Source organism: Dactylosporangium sp. NPDC050588, from assembly GCF_040654975.1.
Lineage (GTDB): Bacteria > Actinomycetota > Actinomycetes > Mycobacteriales > Micromonosporaceae > Dactylosporangium > Dactylosporangium maewongense.
The window spans coordinates 1-19,447 of sequence record NZ_JBFAJA010000152.1; the positions used below are offsets into that span (position 1 = coordinate 1).

The following is a 19,447-nucleotide window of genomic DNA, read 5'->3' on the forward strand; positions in this document are numbered from 1 at the left end:
CAACGTTCTGCCGGTGGCCCGCGAGCGGGTACGACTGCGCACCTCGGGTCTGGGCGACGACGCGACCCTTGTCGGCGCCGCCGAACTCGGCTTTGTCCCACTACTGACCAACCCGCAGCACCTGCTCACCTTCGCTACGGCCGCAACGCCGGCCCGCACGGGCACACGCGACAGTCAACTACTTCGGGCAACCACCGAAGGGACCTAAATTAGACGACCGCCCACAAATTGCCGGTCGTCCGCTAGTCCATCCGCCGGCGGCGCCGCCGCGCACATCCTGCTCCACACAGCACGCGGGTCAAGCTCCATCCGAACACTCTTGCACGGCCTCGGTACGCCCAAGGCCCGCGCCCGAACCTGTGGGGCTCGTAAAATCCGGTTTGGCTACGCTGCCTGCGTGTATTCGTTGATCAGTCCGCCGAGGATCGGGCGTCGTTGGACCCGCGGGTCGGTCAGATCGACGACCTGTTGTGGCGGGTTGGGTGGTCGCTGGCTGAGCGGAGCCGGGCCGTGCATGCCGCCTCCGACGACACTACGGGTTCAATCTTGCGCCTCCCGAAGTACGGCGTCTGCCGCCCTACGGTCTCGAGCGACCCGGACCAACGCCGCAGCCAGTTTCGGCAGTTGCACCGTTGACACCAGGCCGGCGAGTTCGTCGGCCGCCCGGGGGAGATGCAGTCGCTCTGCACCATCGACGACCTTGGCGTCGGCGAACGGCGCGATGTCCGGCCACACCGCCTGTACCTCACGCAAGAAGATGTCGGCTCCCGTGGGCCCGATTCCCGGGAACTCGGTCAGCAGCACGCGAAGCCGGTCGACATCGCCATCTGCCTCGCGGTGCAGGCGACGCAGATCGCCGTGCCAACGATCTTGGCAGAGGTGGGCGGCGTCGTCGAGCATGGTCGCGGTCCGCTCCTCGTAGCGCCGATAGTGGCCACGAGCCAAGGCGTCCACCCGGTCCTGCCAGGTCGCCTCGATCATTCTTTGCGGTGTGCGATATCCGGCCCGAAACAGCTCCCGGACTGCGGCCAACGCGACGTCGGCCGAAATGCGGGCGCTGAGCAACGTCGCGAGCACCAGCAACTGGTACAGGGGGGCGGGCTTGTCGGCCAGCGTGATGCCAGCCTCCTCGGCAAAGCTGCTGCCTTGGCGGTCCAGGAGCGCCGTAACCGTGCGCTCGTTGTCCAGAGTCGCCATGTTCCTGCTCCACTCATCGAGAGCACCACGCCAGAGCAACGTCACCAGCCTGGTGGTGCCGGACCCCGCACTGAGCCGCCCTGCGACGTGCCATGCCACCTGGTCATACCTACGGGGTGGCTGCCCGCATTCTTGTACCGCGTGCCCGCTGCAGCACGGCTCAAACGGACTCGGTCAAGACTTGCGGGTATCGATGTCGGCGGACGCTCACTGGCTCCCGCACGGTCTCGGTGGTCGTGGATGGTCAGTCGCAGCAGGCGAGATGCGCCTGGCGAGTAGATGACACGGCGCCAGGACCCGTGTTGCCGTGTCTGGGCGCCACCACGGATGGGTGGCATGGCGACATCCCGCACCGCGACAGGTAGACCGTCCTTTTTCGAGGTCGCCGAACTGCTCCGCCGGCGCGTGCCGAGGGTTCGTCGGTGACCTGCGGGTAGGTGCCAAGTAACCAGCGACGCAAGGAGACGACAAGGAGTTGTGCCATGGCCGAGTCTCATACCCCTGCCGATGACATCGTCTACGACCTCGTAAGCATCCAGTACCACGCCCTCAAAGGCAGCCAGGTGTGCGCGAAGTACGCTGCCGACGCCAAGGGCAACGACGACGTCGAGGCGTTCATCGAACAGGTCCGCCGCGAGGACGCCGACCGCGCCGTGCGCGCCCACCAGCTGCTGGGCAGACTCACCGCCGCACGCGCCGGCATCGGCTGAACAAGGAAACATCGGCGGCCACGGCCAAGGTTCGGCCTTGTCCGCCGCCTCCACTGACCGGGCGTTCCTCCATGTGCGTCCGCATATGGTCGTCCATGCCCGGCAAGGCCTGGTCAGCGGTGTCCGGCAGCAGCCGGCGGGTTGATGGCTGCGGGCCGCGTGTCGGCGGTCAGCAGTTGGCCCTGAACGGTGACCTCGGTACCGGTGTAGTCGGCGCCGACGACCACGAACATCGTCCTGGCCGTGCGGTCGGCCTTCTATCCGAAGGACATCGAGGCCGTCTGGCAGCTGGCCGATGATCGGTACGTGTACATCATCCAGGATCCCGACCGGGCCGGCGGAGCTGTCTGCATGATTTGGGTCGACGACCCGGTCGCCGAGGTTGCGAGGATCTCCGGACGGGGACTGGAGCCGGTGAACGTCGAGCAACACGACTCGGTCGTTCATCATCCTCACCGCGTGGACGATCGTGGGCTGCGCCACCGCTGGATGGTATCGACGGTCCCGGGCATAGGGTCTTTCAGCCCTGTCCGCGGGTGTTGGTGATCCTTAGCGTCTGCTGTGGGTGGTGTGGCAGGCCACGCCGATGAGGAGGCGCTCGGAGCGCCTTCCGCGCAAAACGGAGGTCGCCATGGTGGCCACGACTCCAATCCGGCACAGACGACGCCGACATTTCCATGACCCGTACCGGCCGCTCAGCTTCACGGTGGGCGCCTGGGCGCTGGCCACGGCGGCGGGCTCGTCGACCGAGTACGCCTCGAGCCCGGCCCCGTTCTGGATGGTCAAGCCCATGGACCTGGGCATCATCGCCCCGATCGCCACCGCCACCGGCATTCCGTTCGCATCCATGCCCGGGAAGGGGTGACCCGATGAGAACCGTGCTGCGGTGGGTCGTCGTCACCGTGGTGGCGATCCACGGGCTCATCCATCTGATGGGCGTGGCCAAGGGCTTCGGCTGGGCGCGGGTCAGCCAGCTCACCGAGCCGATCGGCACCGCCGGGGGCGTGGCCTGGCTGGCGGCCGCCGCACTCGTGCTCACCGCTGCCGGCACGATCGCGCTGCGCGCCCGAACGTGGTGGCTCATCACAGCCGTGGCCGCCGTGGCCTCGCAGTCGGTCATCGCGACCTCGTGGGCTGACGCGAAGGCCGGCACCGCCGCCAACGCCATCATGCTGCTGGCCGCCGGCTACGGGTACGCCGCGCACGGACCGCGCAGCTTTCAGGCCGAATACACCCGCCGCATGCGCGCAGCACTCGCCGAGCAATCAGCGCAGTACGGCGTCGTCACCGCCGCAGACCTCGCTCACCTGCCGCCGCCCGTGGCCGACCACGTGCGCCGCTGCGGCGCCGTCGGACAACCCCGCGTGGCCAACTTCCGCGCCACCATCCACGGCCGCATCCGCAGCGGCCCGAGCAAGCCGTGGATGCCGTTTGTCGGCGAGCAGTTCAACACCTACGGCCCCCACCCCCGACGGCTGTTCCACATCCAGGCCAGCATGTCCGGGCTCCCCGCCGACGTCCTACACGTCTACACCGACGGCGCGGCCACCATGCGCGTCAACGTGTGCTCCCTGCTGCCGATCATCAATGCCGCGGGACCCGACATGGATCGCGGCGAGACCGTCACCGTGTTCAACGACCTCTGCGTGCTCGCCCCCGCCGCCCTCGTCGACGCCCCGATCAGGTGGCAGGTCCTGGACGAGCACCACGTCCGCGGCACCTTCACCCATGGCGGGCAGACCGTGTCTGCCGTGCTGGTGTTCAACGACGCCCACGACCTGGTCGACTTCATCTCCGACGACCGGCTGCGCGCCAGCCCGGACGGGCGCAGCTTCACCCGCCAACGCTGGTCCACACCCATCCACGCCCACCGCGACCTCGGCCCATGGCGCACCTGCACGGCCGGCGAAGCCCACTGGCACGCCCCCGAACCGGAAAGCGAATTCGCCTACCTCGAATACCACCTCGACGACATCACCTACAACACCGGCATCCACCAGTCCCCGCCCACCAGCCACCTGACGCACGACCGGTACCAGGGGACAGAACCGGGCCGCGTCGGCCAGCAACGGCGTGAACCGCTGCACCCATCGGAAAATCGTGACGTGATTGACCTCCACGCCACGCTCGACCAGCAACTCCTCCACATCCCGGTAGGGAGAGGTTGTAGCGCAGATACCAGCGCTGTAGCTGCCGTAAATGCCGTCTGCGCAGGTCAGGCGGCATGCTCGTACTCGTGGAGGATGCCGCCGAGGCGATCACGTCGGTGGATGTTCAGATGGGCGATTCGGTCCGGGTCGGTGATCGGTTCGGGCAGTGGCGCGAGTGGCCGGGCGGTCGCGATGCCTTGATGCGGCCTGTGTCTTCCCAGGCGACCTACGACTCAACCACCCGAGTCCCGCGAGCGTCGTCGCGACGCCCGTTACCTGGATGACGGTGGGTATCTGCTGTGCGATGAGTGCGGCGAGGGCTGTCGCTGCGACTGGTTCGAGCAAGGAGAGTGAGACCGCGGCTGGTGCGCCGACATGCGGGACGCCGAACGCGAATGAGCCGTAGGCGAGTGCCGTGGTGAATAGTCCGAGGTAGAGCAGGCCGATGACGGCCTTCGGTGCGGCCGTCACGGCACCCACGCCGGCGATGCCGACCGGCAACAGCACCAACGCGGCGCCGGTGAACAGGACGGCGACGGTCTCGATCGGCCCGTGGCGAGGTGCCAGTCGCTCGATGGTGTGCGCCTGCCAGGCGTAGGCGGCGGCGGCAAGCACTGCGAGCAGGATCCCCAGCCAGTTGGCCGAGTCGTGTGAGCCGGGGAGTACCACCAAGCACATACCGACGACGGCGACGGTCGTACCGGCCAGCCAGTGACGGGTCAGCCGACCGCCGGAGAGGGCGCGGGTTGCACCCGAGAGTAGCGGCGCGGCGCCGATTGACACGACGGTGGCGGTAGCGACGCCGGACAGTTGTACTGCCGGGAAATACAGTGCGGAGTAGGCGGCAACGGCCAGCGCGCCGGGCACGGCTGTGGCCAGGTCGGCTCGCCGCCAGGAGGTCCACCCTCGGCGGCCGACGGAGACCGCCGTCACCAGCGCGAGCGCGCCGATGACGAGCCGCCAGGAGCCAACGGCCAAAACCGATGCTCTCGGGTAGAGCGTGGCGATCGGGCCCATGCTGCCCCACAGCACAGCTGCGCCGGCGATGGCAAGCGCGGCTGACCGGGTCGGGTCGCGGTGCGCGCCTTCGGCTGGAGCAAGCGCCACGGCCGCCGGTTCTTGATGGTCCATGCATGCACCTCACCACTTGTTGGATAACTGACTACCTGTTATACAGGTATACATGCAGGTTGAAACGGTGACGGTAGCGGACGCGGTCGCAGACGAGTTGCGTCGTCGGCTGCTGACCGGCCAATACCAGGGCGGTGAGCAGCTCCGCGACACCGAGCTGGCACAGGAGTTCGGCGTGGCCCGACCCACGGTGCGTGCGGCGGTGCAGATGCTGGTCGCGGACGGGCTACTCGAACGCGGGCGCGGCCGTAGTGCGCAGGTGCGGTCGTTCACCGCCGAGGATGCGATCGACCTGTACCGGCTGCGCCGGCCGGTCGAGGCCGTCGCGGTCGAGATGGTCGTGGCGCAGATCCGGCCGCTGGACGGTGTGGAATCTGCGATGCGCGCATTCGCGGCGTTGGACGACACCGTCTCCTGGGACGTGGTCGCCGATCATGACGTCGCGTTCCACCGGGCTGTGTTCCTGGCCGCCGGATCGCCCCGGCTGCTGCGCACCTTCGATGAGGTCAGTGCGGAGCTGCGGCTACTCATCGCTCAGCTTCGCCCCACCTACCGCAGCGTTTCGGACCTGGCGCATGAGCACGAGCTGCTGCTCGTGGCCCTGCGCGCCGGCGACGTCACGCAGGCCCTCGCCGCATGGAACGAGCACTTCCACGGCTCGGAACAGTTCTTCCTCGACCTCATCCAGGAGCGTGCACGGTGAACCTCACCGACTTCGAGGCACTGAGCTTCGACTGCTACGGGACCCTCATCGACTGGGAGGCCGGCATCGCGTCCGTGCTCAGCAGATGGGCCGTCACCCACGACCTGACGATGACCGACGAGCAACTGCTGACGGCGTACTCCAACCACGAGGCGCAGGCCGAGGCCGAACACCCGACCGACCTGTACCCCCAGATCCTGGCGCGGGCGATGCGCGGCCTCGGCACGCAGCTCGGCGTGCCGGTCAGCGACGACGAAGCCGAGACGCTGGCAGTCTCCGTGCCTGACTGGCCGGCGTTCCCGGACTCGGCCGAGGCGCTCGAACGGCTCTCGCGCCGATATCGGCTCATCATCCTGTCCAACGTGGACCGCGCGTCGTTCTCCAGCTCGAACAAGCGCCTCGGCGTCAGGTTCACCAGCATCCTCACGGCGCAGGACATCGGCTCCTACAAACCGTCCCCCCGCAACTTCGATGCGCTCGCCCGTGAGGTCGAACGGCTCGGGCTGGCCGACGGCAGGCTGCTGCACGTGGCGCAGAGCCTGTTCCACGACCATGTGCCGGCCAAGGCAGCGGGCCTGCCGACCGTGTGGATCAACCGCCGGCACGACACTCCGGGCTGGGGAGCGACACCGCAGCCGCCGGCGAATGTCACGCCCGACTGGACGTTCACGTCGATGGCCGCGTTCGCCGCCGCGGTCGACGCCGAGCACCACTGACCTTCTACCCATTCCCGCTTGCCCGCGCCGCGGTGCGGTGCGATGACAAGGAGCCACGATGCCAGCGACGCTGTCACCGATCCTCAAGCAGGCGACACCGGTCGAGGCCGTGTCCGGGCGCGGAGCCGTGCTCGTGGACGTGCACGGCCGGGAGTACCTGGACTTCACCGCCGGAATCGGCGTCACGAGCACGGGGCACTGCCACCCGAAGGTCGTCGCCGCGGCCCAGGAGCAGGTCGCCACACTCATCCACGGCCAGTACACGACCGTGCTGCACCAGCCACTGCGGCGGCTGGTGGCACGGCTGGGTGAGGTGCTACCCGCCGGGCTGGACTCCGTGTTCTTCGTCAACTCCGGCAGCGAGGCCGTGGAAGCGGCGTTGCGGCTGGCGCGACAGGCGACCGGACGGCCGAACATCATCGCGTTCCAGGGCGGTTTCCACGGACGCACCATCGGCGCGGCCTCCCTCACCACGTCAGGCACGAAGTTCCGCACCGGGTTCGCGCCGTTGATGGGCGGCGTGTTCATCTCCGCCTTCCCGGCGGCGATCCGGCTCGGGATGACGGTCGAGGACGCCACCGACTTCGCCCTGCGGGAACTCGACCACCTGCTGCAGACCGTCTCCGCGCCGAGCGACACGGCAGCGTTCATCGTCGAACCTGTCCTCGGCGAGGGCGGCTACATCCCGGCGCCCGCCCGGTTTCTGCACGGGCTGCGGGAACGCGCCGACCACCACGGCATCCTCCTGATTTTCGACGAGGTGCAGACCGGCGCCGGCCGGACCGGACGGTTCTGGGCCCAGGAACACGCCGGTGTTCGCGGCGACATCCTGGTGACCGCCAAGGGCATCGCGTCCGGCTTCCCGCTGTCGGCCATGGCCGCCTCCACCGAACTGATGGCCAAGGCCCTGCCGGGATCGCAGGGCGGCACCTACGGCGCCAACGCGGTGGCCTGCGCCGCCGCGGTCGCCACGCTCGAGGTCATCGAGGAGGAGAAGCTGGTCGACAACAGCCGCACCATGGGTCAGCAGCTCCTGGACGGGCTGGCCGCCGTCGCTGCGACCCGCACTGACCGCGTCCGGGACGTGCGCGGCCTCGGACTCATGGTCGGCGTCGAACTCTGGGCCGAGGACCGCCGGCCCGACCCGAGCCTCACCGCCGCCGTGCAACGCAACGCCATCGACGAGGGACTGCTGCTGCTGACCTGCGGCACCGGCAACAACGTGGTGCGGTTCATCCCGCCGCTCGTCGTCGACCGCGCACAGATCGACGCGGGGATCGCCGCCTTCACCCGTGCCCTCGACCGGGCGCTGGAACACCGACCGGCAGGAGCATCATCGTGAGCGCACCTTCCACGGCCGTCGACCTGCGCGATGTGCTCGCCGGTGTCCCGACCGGCCTGTTCATCGCCGGGCGGTGGCGCGGCGCAACGTCCGGACGGATCATGCCGGTGGAGAACCCGGCCACCCGACAGATCCTCACCCACGTCGCGGACGCCGGCGTCGAGGACGCCCAGGCGGCGGTCACGGCCGCCGCGGCCGCGCAGAACGCATGGGCGGCCACACCGCCGCGCATGCGGTCGGACATCCTGCGGCTTACCTACGAGCGGATCACCGCCCGTACCGACGAGCTGGCCGCCGTCATGACGGCCGAGATGGGCAAGCCACTGGCCGAGGCCCGCGGCGAAGTCACCTACGGCGCCGAGTTCTTCCGCTGGTTCTCCGAGGAAGCCACCCGGCTGAACGGCAGCTACGGCACCACACCCGACGGCCGGACCCGCATGATCACCATGCGCCGGCCGGTCGGCCCGTGCCTGCTCATCACGCCGTGGAACTTCCCCCTCGCGATGGGCGCCCGCAAGATCGCACCCGCGATTGCCGCCGGCTGTACCATCGTGTTCAAACCCGCGCCGCAGACCCCGCTCACCGCGCTGCTGCTCACCGACATCCTGCACGAGTCCGGCCTGCCCGACGGCGTCCTTAACGTCATCACCACGTCCCAGGCCGCCGACGTCATCGAACCGGTCATGTGCGGCGGCGTGCTGCGCAAACTCTCCTTCACCGGCTCGACCGCCGTCGGCAAGACCCTGCTCGAGCACGCCTCCCACACCGTGATGCGCACGTCGATGGAGCTCGGCGGCAACGCCGCCTTCATCGTCTTCGACGATGCCGACCTGGACACCGCGGTCGAGGCCGCGTTCGCCGCCAAGATGCGCAACATGGGTGAGGCGTGCACCGCCGCCAACCGCATCTACGTCCAGCACGGCATCGCCGAGCAGTTCACCGCAGCCCTCTCCCAGCGCATGAGCGCGCTCGTGGTCGGTGACGGCCTCCGCGACGGCGTCCAAGTCGGGCCACTCATCGACGCGCCCAGCCACCGCAAGATCACCGGCCTCGTCCAGGACGCCGTCGCCCACGGCGCCACCATCGTGGGTCAAGCCGACCTCCCCGACGGCGACGGCTACTTCTACCCGCCCACCGTGCTGTTCGCCCCGGGACCGGACAGCCGCATCCTCCGCACGGAGATCTTCGGCCCCGTCGCGACCGTCATCCCGTTCGACACCGAGGACGACGTCGTCCAGGCCGCGAACGGCACTCCGTGGGGGCTCGTCGGCTACGTCGCCACCCGCGACCTCAACCGCGCGCTGCGGGTCGCCGAACGGCTCGAGGTCGGCATGGTCGGCATCAACACCGGCATCGTGTCCAACCCCGCCGCCCCGTTCGGTGGCGTCAAAGAATCTGGGCTGGGCCGCGAAGGCGGGCACGTGGGCATCGAGGAGTACCTCGAATACCGCTACGTCGCCATCCCCGCCGGCTGAGGGCACCGATGACCGACACCATCGCCACGGTCGCCGTCATCCCCGGCGACGGCATCGGCACCGAAGTCACCCCCGCGGCCGTCCGGGTCCTCGACGAAACCCTCCGTCTCCATGGCACCGCCATCCAGTGGAACTGGCTGGACTGGGGCTGCGACTACTTCGTCACCCACGGCCGGATGATGCCCTCCGACGGGCTGGACGTTCTCGCCGACCATGACGCCATCCTCCTCGGCGCCGTCGGCCGGCCCGACGTCCCCGACCACGAATCGCTGTGGGGCCTGCTCATCCCGATCCGGCAACGCTTCGACCAGTACGTCAACCTGCGCCCGATCAAGTCGTTTCACGGCGTCCAAACCGCCGCGCGCATCCCAGCGGGCGTCGACGTCGACATGCTCATCATCCGCGAAAACACCGAAGGCGAATACACCCAGCTCGGCGGCCGTTTCGCGACCGGCACCCAGCGCGAATTCGCCATCCAGGAAGCGATCTTCACCCGCACCGGCATCGACCGCATAGCCGACTACGCCTTCCGCGCCGCCACGACCCGCCGCAACAAGGTGACATCAGCCACCAAGTCCAACGGCATCATCCACACCATGCCATTCTGGGACGACGTCGTCGCCGCCGCGGCCACCCGCCACCCCGACGTGCACCTGACCAAGGAACTGATCGACGCACTGGCAGCGCACCTGGTCCAGAAACCGCAGGAATATGACGTCATCGTCGCGTCCAACTTGTTCGGAGACATCCTCTCCGACCTGGCCGCCGCGATCGTCGGCGGTCTGGGCCTCGCCCCGTCCGCCAATCTCAACCCCGAGCGCGCCCACCCGTCCATGTTCGAGCCAGTACACGGATCCGCACCCGACATCGCCGGCCGCGGCGTCGCCAACCCCGTCGCAGCCGTCTGGTCCGGCGCCCTCATGCTGGAACACCTCGGCCACGCCGAACCCGCGACGAAGATGATGACCGCCATTGCCACTACGCTCGCCAGCCCCGCCACCCGAACCCAGGACCTCGGCGGCACGGCAACAACCAGCGACGTGGTCACCGCCTGCCTCGCGACGCTTGCCTGAAGCGGCCAACCGCGCCGCGCGTCGCCCTGCATTGCGACGGCGCCCGGCTCTGGCACGCCCACATCGCATCGGCACTGCGCTCACTGCGTACGCCCAGCTGTTCGACACCGTCGCCGTCTGCCTGTCCAAAGGGCTCGGCGCCCCCGCCGGCCGGTCATGGTCAGCAGCCGAGCACACGTCGCCGCCGCGCGACGGCTGCGGCTACGCGCGGGCGGTGCGATGCCCCAACCCTCGGCACAGCCTCGATGCCCGACACGATCCGGCTGGCCCGGCACACCTGCCCAGGCCTACCGACGTACCAGCTCGACACCGTCCTCACCCACTTCGGTATCCCCCGTCCCGGCCGGCCGGCACCGGGCCCTGCCAGACGCCTTCGCGACCGCTGCCGCGTTCCGGCACCTGCTCACGGCCGGCAGCGCCCGACTGGGCTGGTCGCGGCTGTCGCAGCTCCACGCCCTCGCCTGCGCCGCACCACCGCACCAACCCGACGACCAGCAACCGCTGTTCTGACTCCCACCGCACCGGCCCCTTCGCCCCTCCCCCACCATCCCGACATCCACCGGCACCGGCGAAATCCCGACCGGTGCCGACCTGACGCGCAGAGGAACCGACGATGCTGACCATGCAACACATCGCGTTCACCGCCACCGACCTCACCCGCAGCGGCGCCTTCTACGACGCCGTCCTGGGTGCCCTCGGCTACCACCGGGACGACACCTCCACCAGGTCTACGATCAGCAGTAGGCCCGCGGCGTCAGCCAGGGTCAACAGCACCCGTCGCATGACGACGCCCTACCTGGCTCCAATCTTGATTGGAGTAATCGAGGCTCGGTGCAACCGTGGCGATCGTCAGGAACCCACCCCGGCCGCATGCGTGAACGCTACGAACCCGGGGCAGGTTTCGGGGGGGCGGTTTCGTGGTAGGTGCGTGCGGTCGCTGTACCTGACGTCGGGGGGATTGTCATGTCGCAGACCAGGGAGTTGCTTGACACGGTCGCGGTGAGTTTCCGGCCGCAGGTGAGCACTGAGCGGTTGGCGGCGGCGATCGACGCGATGGGGGCGTGCGAGGAGGCGGTCACCGCGTGCGCGGCCGCCATGGTCGGCGAAGACGACGTGCGGGTGCTGCAGAATGCGATCGTGCGGGATCTGAACTGCGCGGACGTGGTGGCAGCGACCCGCCGTGTGCTCAGCCGCGGCAGTGACGCCGCGCTGCTGAGCGCGCAGCTGGAGGCGTGTGTGCTGGCCTGTGAACACAGCGCCGAGCTGTGTGCCAGGCACGCCCACCATCACGAGCACTGCCGGATGTGCTCACAGGCGACGCTGCGGTGTGCTGAGGCGTGCCGGCAGGTGCTGCACGGGCTGCACGGCTGAGCACGACGCTGGGGAGTTGCCCCCTGATCTTGGACACGGCGAAGGTGCAGCCTGCCGGCAGCGCAGGTGGGCCGACCAGCGCGGCATGCAGCAAATCCGCCAGCCCGCTGCGAGATCCTGAACGCATCGGCGTGAACCTTGGATCTACATGTTCGGGCAGCAAGGCGTTACTCGGTGCGCCAGCGGTCACAGACCGCTGGCGCACATCGCGACCAGCCGCGAAGTCGGCAGCGGGCTCTGTTTGCATTGCGCGTTGACAAGATCGTGAGCAGTGAATTCACCGACCCGTCGCGGTGTCGTCGATGGGCTCGCTGCGTCACGTTTCGTGGGATGAGCGGTCATAGGTCGCCGGGTCGGCGGCGATCATGGCCTCCAGTGGGAGCAGCGCGGAGCCGGTTGCCACCGCGTCGCCGCCGAAGGCCGCGTCCAGCAGTTGGAACTGGCCGGCCGGGCGGGACAGGCTGTATCGCCTGACGGCGGTCTCGATGCGGTTGCTCAGTGATTCCATCAGCCGTAGGCCGACCCAGCCGCCGATGACGATCCGCTCCGGGCCGGTCAGGTTGACCATGCCGCCCAGGGCGGCGCCGAGACAGTCGACGACGTCGTCGACGATCGCCGATGCGGACGGGTCGCCGGCGCTGGCGGCGGTGAGCAGTTCGCCGATCGCGCGCCAGCCGGTGCCCTCGAAGGTGGCGCCGGTGCGGCGCCAGGCGTCGAGGATGGCGTCGGCGCCGAGGTACGCCTCGACGCAGCCGCGGTTGCCGCAGCGGCAGACCCGGCCGCCGCGTTCGATGACCGTGTGTCCCCACTCGCCTGCACTGGAATGGGAGCCTTGCATCAGCCGGCCGTCGGTGACGATGCCGATGCCCACGCCGCGGCCGAGCAGGGCGACCAGGGCGTGGGAGGCTCCGCGAGCATTGCCGAACCACAGTTCCGCCCGGGCCTGCATCTTCGCGCCGTTCTCGGCCAGCACCGGAATGCCGATGTCGCAGAGTGATGCGACGGGGACCGGCGACCAGCCCAGGCTCTGCGCGTACAGCATCTGGCGACCGTCGGCGCCGACCTCGACCAGGCCGGGCAGGCCCAGACCGACGCCGAGGAGCGTCGGCCACCGCGCGGCGTTGCGGTCGCGCAGGGCCTCGAGCGCGTCCTGCAGGTCGACGGCGATCTTCTCCGGGGACTCCTCCTCGGCGCCGCCGCGGAACTCTCGGTCGATGCGGTTCATGGCGAGGTCGAACATCTCGACGGCGACGCCGCGCTCGCCAATGTCGGCGCCGATCGTCACGGCGCTCTCGGCGCGCGGGCCGATCAGAGTGATCGGGCGGCCGCCCTTGGACGACACCGAGCCGCGCTCCTCGACCAGGCCCTCGTTGATCAGGTCGACGACGAGGTTGGCGGCGGAGGCGGCGGACAGCCCGCTGTCCTTGGCGATCGCGGCGCGTGTGGTCTGCTGGGCGAGGATGACGTGCTTGAGCACCAGCGCGCGGTTGCGCTGCCGCAGGGTGGTGACCGTGGACACCTCGGGCAGGCTAGTGGTGTGTCGGCCTGCGGCCGGGTCGGTGCTCATGGTTGCCTGATGATACTCGGCAGGCATGCGGTCAGTTCGCCATCAGTTCGATCGTCCGCAGCCGCGCGGCGGTGTTCGCGCGCGCGATGAGGCGGTCGCCGTCCCAGCGGACCTCGAACGCACCGGGGTCGTCGGCGTCCACCCGCCAGGCGGCCGGTCTACGTGCGAGTGGGAACTGCAGCTCCTCGCCGGCCTGCATGCTCATCGGCATGACTTCTTCGGCACTGTACGGCTGGCCGGCGGGGTGATGCCAGACGTGCTCGGTGTCGAACCCGGCGAACCGGTCCCGGAACCGCGCTCGCGGGTCGATGAATCCCCACCCGGGCAGGCGCAGCGGGGCGCGGCCGAACATGGCGTTGACGACGTCCGGGCGTCGGTCGCAGGTGCGCAACGCGATCGCGTCGAGGAAGCGCAGCAGGATGCGCCAGGCGGTGTCGGCGTCAACGCCGGATGACGGGTCGGCGATCAGCGCCCAGTCGTCGGGCAGTCGCGCGGACAGCGGCGAGGTGCGGGTGTCGAGCTTCTTCCAGGGCCAGAAGTTCCAGCCGATACCGTGCTGCTCGTAGAGCCGGTGCGCGGTGTAGATCCACTCGGGGGTGTTCTCGCCGCCTTCCCCCATGTAGATCGGCAGGCCGAGCCGGTAGCGGGTGTCGAGGTACGGCTGGATGCTGGAACGGTCCGGCGGGCACCAGTAGCGGTGGAACTGCAGCGCCGAATTGGGGTCGATGACGTCGGTGAAGATGGACCAGTTCGTGGCCCAATGCGTGCCCTCGTAGACCAGCAGGTGATCGGGGTCGATCGCCCGGATGGCAGTGGTGAGCTCTCGGTACAGCTCGACCAGCTCGGTGGGGTACACGTGCTGCCATGCGTTGGGCAGGGGTTCGTTGAGCAGGTCGTAGCCGAGCACGACGGTGCTGTGGCGGTAGCGGCGGGCGATCTCCTGCCACAGCGCGACGGTCTGCCGCCGGTACCGGTCGTCCATGAACAGCTCGGGCCGACCGTTGGGCGAGTCGTCGATGTTGGTGCCGGTCTGCCCGCCGGGTGCGCCGTGCAGGTCGAGCAGCACCCACAGGTCGTGCTGCTCGCACCAGTGCAGGAGGTTGTCGATGTGTGCGAAGCCGTCGGGCAGGAACTGTCCGGTGTCGTCGATCAGGCCGCGGGAGTTGAGCGGTAGCCGGACGTGGTCGAAGCCGAGCGCGGCGATCTCGGCGATGTCGGCCTCGGTGATGAAGGTGGCGCGGAAGCGGGTCCAGAACTCGGCGGCGCGGTCCGGCCCGACGAGCTTCTCGATGCGGTGCTCGATCTGCCGCGGCGAGCTCATCTCGTCGCCGAACTTCCACATGTACCCTTCGGCGAGCAGCCAGTTGCCGAGGCCGATGCCCCGCAGCAGCAGCGGGTTGCCCGCGCCGTCGAGCAGCCGGGCGCCGTCGGCGTGGACGAAGCCGGTGATTCGCTTGCGCATAGAGAAACTGCCTTTACTTGAGGCCGGACATGGTGAAGCCCTGCACGACGAAACGCTGGAAGACGACGAATACGGCGAGGATCGGCACGACCATCAGGGTCGCGGCGGCCATCTGCAGCGACGGGTTGGTGGCGATCTGCCGGTTCAGCAGCGACACCCCGACCGAGAGGGTGTAGAGCTTCTCGTCGTTGGCGATGATCAGCGGCCACAGGAAGCTGTTCCACCCAGCGATGAACGTCAGCACGACCTGCACCGCCAGGATCGGTTTGGACAGCGGCAGGATGATGCGGAAGAAGATCCGCGCCTCCCCGGCGCCGTCGATCCGGGCCGCCTCGATCATCTCGGTGGGAATGGCGGACATGAACTGCCGGAACAGGAACACGCTGAACCCGGAGACCAGGCCGGGCAGCGCGATACCGATCAGCGTGTCGGTCAGCCGTATCCCGTTGAGGATCAGGTAGGTGGGGATCATGGTCACTTGGACCGGGATCATCATCGTGACGAGGACCAGGAAGAACAGCGACTCGCGGCCCCGGAAGCGGAACTTCGAGAAGCCGTACCCGGCCATCGCCATCAGGATGACGCCGACCATGCCGATGAGCACGACGGTGACGGTGTTGACCAGGTACCGGCCGAAGTCGAGCTCCTGGAACAGCTGTCGGAAGAACTCCAGCGTGGGGTGTTCCGGCAGGACCCGTGGCGGGTACGCGACCGACTCGCGGCGCGGTTTCACCGAGCCGAAGACCATCCACGCGAACGGGAACGCGGTCACCAGCGCGCCGACGCCGAGCACGGCACCGACCACGAAGGTCAGGCTCCTACGCCTCGGCATCGGTCCTCCCCGCTCGCAGCTGGAGCAGCGTCACCGCGGCGATGACCACGAAGAGCACCACCGAGCCAGCGCTGGCGTAGCCGAACTGGCTGGTGGAGAAGCCCTTCTGGTACAGGAACAGCGAGATGCTCGTCGACTCGCCCAGCGGGCCGCCCTTGGTGAGCACGAACGGCTCGTCGAAGAACTGCAGCCAGGCGATGACGGTCGTGACCGTGACGAAGGACATCGCGAACCGCAGCAGCGGGATGACGATCGAAACCGTCTTGCGCAGCTCACCTGCGCCGTCGAGGGCCGCGGCCTCGAGGTATTCCTTCGGCACGCTCTGCAGCGCCGCCAGGAAGATGATGATGTTGAGCCCCGTACCGCGCCAGACGGCGACCAGCGCGACGGAGAACTTCACCCACACCGGGTCGCTGAGCCACCGCACCTCGGGCAGCCCGACCGTGGACAGCAGGTAGTTGAACAACCCGAACTGGGTGTTGTAGAGGTACCCCCAGACGAGCGAGATCGCCACGATGGCGGTGATGGCGGGCACGAAGTAGAACGCGCGCAGTGCCCGGAAGTACCGATTGTCGGCACGGTTGAGCAGGAGCGCGACGATCAGCGACAGCACGATGACCGCGGGGACCCCCACCACGGCGAAGATGCCGGTGTTGGTCAACGACTGCCAGAACGCGTCGTCGGCGAACAGCCTGCGGTAGTTCTCGGCGCCGATGAAGCTGATCCGGGACCAGTCGCCGAGGCCGGCGAGATTCATGTCGGTGAGGCTGACCAGCAGCGCGACCAGGATCGGCAACACGCCGAAGGCCAGCAGCAGCACCATCGCCGGGGCGATGAACGCATACGGTGTGAGACGAGGTTTCATGCGGGCTCCTGACGTGGGCGGGACGGCGGGCATCCCGCCCACGGTGGTGGGGTCAGTTGACCGAGGTGCCATCGGTGGCGCTGTACAGGCCCTTGAGGGTGGTGTCGCGGTTCGCGCCGGTCAGGACGATCGAGTTCAGGGCGTCCAGTAGCGCCTTGCCGGTCTCCTTGTCCCAGTTCGGGACCAGCGGCAGCAGCTTGGCGGTGGACAGCTGTTTGGAGTAGACCGTCACCAGCGGGTCGGAGGTCAGCGCCGGGTCGCTGAGCGCGGCCTTGACCGTCGGCAGATCACCGTTGAGCTTGTACCAGGTGAGCTGGTTCTGCGGCTCCGAAAGGTAGTCGAGCAGCCGCAGAGCGCCGTCACGGTTGCCCGTGTTGCCCCACACGCCGAGGTTCGACCCGGCCAGGAGCGAGGTATTCGCGGTACCGCTGGGAATCGGGGCGACAGCCCACTTGCCCTTGAGGTCCGGCGCGGCGGCATTGACCGCGCTGGCGAGATATGGTCCGGACACGAGCATTGGCGCGGTGCCCGAGGTGAAGCCCTGGACCTGGTCGAAGTCCGCGTTCGTGGGCACGCTCTTGTCCGCGTACAGGCCGGTGTAGATGTCGACGGCCTTGCCGAACTCCGGGGTGTTGAAGCCGATCTTGCCCGCACCGTCGACGATCTGGCCGCCCTCGCCCCAGGTCATGATGACCGGCAGGGCGCTGTCCCACTGCGGGATGTAGTAGCCGTACTGCCCCTTGCCGCGGCCGGCGAGGGTCTTGGCGTCGGCGCGCAGTTCCTCCCAGGTCGCCGGCGGTGCGGTGATGCCCTGCGCGGCGAGGATGTCAGAACGGTAGAACAGCACCCGCGTGTCGCTGATCCACGGGACGCTGACCACGTCGCCGCCGATCGCGGTCGCCTTGCCGGCGATGCCGTCGAGGAATTTGTCTGCGGCCAGGTTCGGGTGGGCGGCCAGGGTCTTGTCGTCGATCTTGAGCAGCGCGCCGGAGCTCGCGAACGTGCGCAGCTTCGAGACACCGATCTGCACGAGGTCCGGCCCCTTGCCGGACGCGACGGCGGTGGTCAGCTTCTGGTCGATCGAGTCCCATGGGATCGCGACCGTGTCCACGGTGATGCCGGACTTCTGGGTGAACGGCTTGACCAGCTCCTCGAAGTGGGCGGAGCTGTCGCCCATGATCCAGACGGTGAGGTTCTTGGGGTCGGCGGGGGTGTCGCCGCCGGAGCCGGAGCAGCCGGCGAGCGCCAGCAGCCCGATCGTCAGGGCGAATGCGAGCCAGGGTCGTCTCATCGCGGGGGTGTTCCTTTCGGACGGGGAGAAGTGGGGCGAGCCAGCGTTCGTGCCACGGGTCAGCGGCCCGGCGTCGAGTGCGAGGTGTTGGCGTTCGTCCGTTAATCTTGAGCTTAGGCTAAGCCATAGAAAAAGACTCCGCAAGAAGACGCCGGCGAACCGACCTCCCGGCCGCCGACCCGATCAGGGGCTCAACGCGTCCAGCGATCCCACAATGGAACGGCGCAGGTTGGGCAGCTTTGTGGTTTCCGGGATGGACGGGGCGACGGGCAGGCCGCTGGTGTGGGCCAGCAGCATCGACACCGCCACCTCCGTGGACGCAACCTGGGCGTCAGCGACAGACCGATGGCCCGCTGGTCATGCTCGGCTTCCCCGGTCTTGCCGGTTGGATGGAAGGTGTCGCCGATACGGCAATGCGCCGCGTCGGCACCTGTCACGTCTCAGCTGTGCGCGCCCGGCCACCGGCTGGGCGGGACCGCGACGCTGCGGCGTTGCGCGTGGCCGCTGTGGCGGCGGCCGTTGGCGCCGGCGCGCCCGGTCGTGGCAAGTCGAGCTCGCCGGACACGTACCCACCCACCACGACGAGCTGGTTCAGCAGGTCGACCAGGTGTGATGTGGCGGCACGGTAGTAGATGCGGGTGCCGTCGCGACAAGAGGCGACCAGGCCCGCGTCCCGCAGTTTCGCCAGGTGCTGGAGCCCGATCCGCGCCACCACCTGCTCCAGGGCGCCGGTCGGTACCGCGACGCCGGTCAGGTCGGCGCGGATGCGGACCCGGCCGGTGTCGGTGGTGTCCATCGCGCGCAGGCGCGCACCGTCGAGGGTCTGCACGGCCTGTAGCAGCATGGCCCGCACGTCCCCGTCGTGCGGCTCCTCGACTGCGCGCAGACCGGGCCGTGTCGCCCCGGTTTCCCCGCCCGTGGGCGGTACTCCGTGTTTGGTTTTTCCCTGTAGGGGGCTGTTCATGCTGTCCATGAGGCGCGCTCCGCGCGTGGTGCCGAGGCCGTCGGCGCGACCGCCGTGGCTGCGTACCCAGTTCGGCTGGGTGGACTGGGTCGTGGCCGCCGCGGTCCTGGTGCTGTTCTACCTGGTGTTCCGGATCGCCGAGGGCACGACCGTGTCGTTCACCCCTCAACACCTTGCCATCGACACCAACCCGGCCCGGCTGCCGTACTACGCCGGGCGCAGCCTGCTGCGCATGTTCGTCGCGCTCGGCGTCTCCACCGTCTTCACCTTCGGCTACGCGTACGCCGCGGCCCGGTCGCGGCGGCTGGAGAAGATCCTCATCCCCGCGCTGGACATCCTGCAGTCAGTACCGGTGCTGGCCTTCCTTACCGTCGCGATCGGCGCGTTGCTCGCCCTGTTCCCGCATTCGTTCATCGGCCTGGAACTCGCCTCCATCACCATCGCCGGGGCCATGGCCATCCCCACCGACCTGCGCGAGGCCATGGACAACCTCGGCGTCCACCGCTGGCGGCGCTGGCGGCGGCTGATCATCCCAGCGATCTTCCCCTACTACGTCACCGGCGGCATCACCGCCTCCGGCGGCGCCTGGAACGCCAGC

The 19,447-nt window shown here is 68.8% G+C and carries 18 protein-coding genes and 3 pseudogenes; 12 read left to right on the forward strand and 9 right to left on the reverse strand.

The features are described 5' to 3' along the window. Window positions 1-208 (forward strand): annotated as a pseudogene (locus AB0I21_RS55060) (hypothetical protein); the annotation flags it as partial. Window positions 209-540: 332 nt separating this feature from the next. Here AB0I21_RS55060 and AB0I21_RS55065 read toward each other — a convergent pair. Further along, a complete protein-coding gene (locus AB0I21_RS55065; RefSeq protein WP_360573699.1) occupies window positions 541-1,197 on the reverse strand; it encodes a hypothetical protein in 657 nt (218 codons plus the stop codon). A gap of 482 nt (window positions 1,198-1,679) precedes the next feature. On the opposite strand from AB0I21_RS55065, the gene AB0I21_RS55070 reads away from it, so the two are divergent. The 4 genes and pseudogenes from AB0I21_RS55070 to AB0I21_RS55085 form a co-directional block, all read left to right on the forward strand. Next, window positions 1,680-1,907, forward strand: a complete 228-nt coding sequence (locus AB0I21_RS55070) for a hypothetical protein (RefSeq protein ID WP_360573701.1) — start codon at window positions 1,680-1,682, stop codon at window positions 1,905-1,907. Window positions 1,908-2,150: 243 nt separating this feature from the next. Next, window positions 2,151-2,453 (forward strand): hypothetical protein, encoded by a 303-nt coding sequence (locus AB0I21_RS55075; RefSeq protein WP_360573703.1) that lies wholly within the window; start codon window positions 2,151-2,153, stop codon window positions 2,451-2,453. Window positions 2,454-2,538: 85 nt separating this feature from the next. Beyond that, on the forward strand, window positions 2,539-2,772 hold the full coding sequence (locus AB0I21_RS55080) for a hypothetical protein (protein ID WP_360573705.1): 234 nt from the start codon (window positions 2,539-2,541) through the stop codon (window positions 2,770-2,772). Between the two features lie 376 nt (window positions 2,773-3,148). Next, a pseudogene (locus AB0I21_RS55085) lies at window positions 3,149-3,844 on the forward strand (DUF6544 family protein); the annotation flags it as partial. A 126-nt stretch (window positions 3,845-3,970) separates the two neighbouring features. Here the strand turns inward: AB0I21_RS55085 and AB0I21_RS55090 are convergent. Further along, window positions 3,971-4,133, reverse strand: a pseudogene (locus AB0I21_RS55090) (IS6 family transposase); the annotation flags it as partial. 32 nt (window positions 4,134-4,165) lie between these two features. After that, window positions 4,166-5,188: a DMT family transporter gene (locus tag AB0I21_RS55095; protein ID WP_360573707.1), complete on the reverse strand. Its 1,023-nt coding sequence runs from the start codon at window positions 5,186-5,188 to the stop codon at window positions 4,166-4,168. Window positions 5,189-5,255: 67 nt separating this feature from the next. Between AB0I21_RS55095 and AB0I21_RS55100 the strand changes: the two genes are divergently transcribed. From AB0I21_RS55100 to AB0I21_RS55125, 6 genes are all read left to right on the forward strand, one after another. After that, window positions 5,256-5,891 carry a GntR family transcriptional regulator gene (locus AB0I21_RS55100; RefSeq protein ID WP_360573709.1) on the forward strand — a complete coding sequence of 212 codons (636 nt, stop codon included), beginning with the start codon at window positions 5,256-5,258 and terminating at the stop codon, window positions 5,889-5,891. Then, on the forward strand, window positions 5,888-6,607 hold the full coding sequence (locus tag AB0I21_RS55105; protein ID WP_360573711.1) for a haloacid dehalogenase type II: 720 nt from the start codon (window positions 5,888-5,890) through the stop codon (window positions 6,605-6,607). The genes AB0I21_RS55100 and AB0I21_RS55105 overlap by 4 nt, the downstream gene beginning before the upstream one ends. A gap of 58 nt (window positions 6,608-6,665) precedes the next feature. After that, window positions 6,666-7,949 (forward strand): aminotransferase class III-fold pyridoxal phosphate-dependent enzyme, encoded by a 1,284-nt coding sequence (locus tag AB0I21_RS55110; RefSeq protein WP_360573713.1) that lies wholly within the window; start codon window positions 6,666-6,668, stop codon window positions 7,947-7,949. Next, complete coding sequence (locus AB0I21_RS55115) at window positions 7,946-9,424, forward strand: NAD-dependent succinate-semialdehyde dehydrogenase (RefSeq protein ID WP_360573715.1); 1,479 nt, start codon at window positions 7,946-7,948, stop codon at window positions 9,422-9,424. Before AB0I21_RS55110 ends, AB0I21_RS55115 begins: the two co-directional genes overlap by 4 nt. Before the next feature lie 8 nt (window positions 9,425-9,432). Beyond that, window positions 9,433-10,497, forward strand: a complete 1,065-nt coding sequence (locus AB0I21_RS55120) for a tartrate dehydrogenase (protein ID WP_360573717.1) — start codon at window positions 9,433-9,435, stop codon at window positions 10,495-10,497. Window positions 10,498-11,421: 924 nt separating this feature from the next. Further along, window positions 11,422-11,868 carry a four-helix bundle copper-binding protein gene (locus AB0I21_RS55125; RefSeq protein WP_360573719.1) on the forward strand — a complete coding sequence of 149 codons (447 nt, stop codon included), beginning with the start codon at window positions 11,422-11,424 and terminating at the stop codon, window positions 11,866-11,868. A gap of 316 nt (window positions 11,869-12,184) precedes the next feature. Here the strand turns inward: AB0I21_RS55125 and AB0I21_RS55130 are convergent, their stop codons facing one another. The 6 genes from AB0I21_RS55130 to AB0I21_RS55155 form a co-directional block, all read right to left on the reverse strand. Beyond that, window positions 12,185-13,387 carry an ROK family protein gene (locus AB0I21_RS55130; protein ID WP_360573721.1) on the reverse strand — a complete coding sequence of 401 codons (1,203 nt, stop codon included), beginning with the start codon at window positions 13,385-13,387 and terminating at the stop codon, window positions 12,185-12,187. 79 nt (window positions 13,388-13,466) lie between these two features. Next, window positions 13,467-14,897: a cellulase family glycosylhydrolase gene (locus AB0I21_RS55135; protein WP_360573723.1), complete on the reverse strand. Its 1,431-nt coding sequence runs from the start codon at window positions 14,895-14,897 to the stop codon at window positions 13,467-13,469. A gap of 13 nt (window positions 14,898-14,910) precedes the next feature. Beyond that, window positions 14,911-15,729 (reverse strand): carbohydrate ABC transporter permease, encoded by an 819-nt coding sequence (locus AB0I21_RS55140; RefSeq protein WP_360573725.1) that lies wholly within the window; start codon window positions 15,727-15,729, stop codon window positions 14,911-14,913. Beyond that, a complete protein-coding gene (locus AB0I21_RS55145; protein ID WP_360573727.1) occupies window positions 15,716-16,594 on the reverse strand; it encodes a sugar ABC transporter permease in 879 nt (292 codons plus the stop codon). The genes AB0I21_RS55140 and AB0I21_RS55145 overlap by 14 nt, the downstream gene beginning before the upstream one ends. Window positions 16,595-16,646: 52 nt before the next feature. After that, a complete protein-coding gene (locus AB0I21_RS55150; protein ID WP_360573729.1) occupies window positions 16,647-17,885 on the reverse strand; it encodes an extracellular solute-binding protein in 1,239 nt (412 codons plus the stop codon). A gap of 433 nt (window positions 17,886-18,318) precedes the next feature. After that, window positions 18,319-18,858, reverse strand: coding sequence for a hypothetical protein (locus AB0I21_RS55155; protein WP_360573731.1), 540 nt, complete (start codon window positions 18,856-18,858; stop codon window positions 18,319-18,321). On the opposite strand from AB0I21_RS55155, the gene AB0I21_RS55160 reads away from it, so the two are divergent. Beyond that, a partial coding sequence (locus AB0I21_RS55160; RefSeq protein ID WP_360573733.1) for an ABC transporter permease subunit occupies window positions 18,857-19,447 on the forward strand: 591 nt, incomplete at its 3' end. The two genes, AB0I21_RS55155 and AB0I21_RS55160, sit on opposite strands and share 2 nt — an antisense overlap.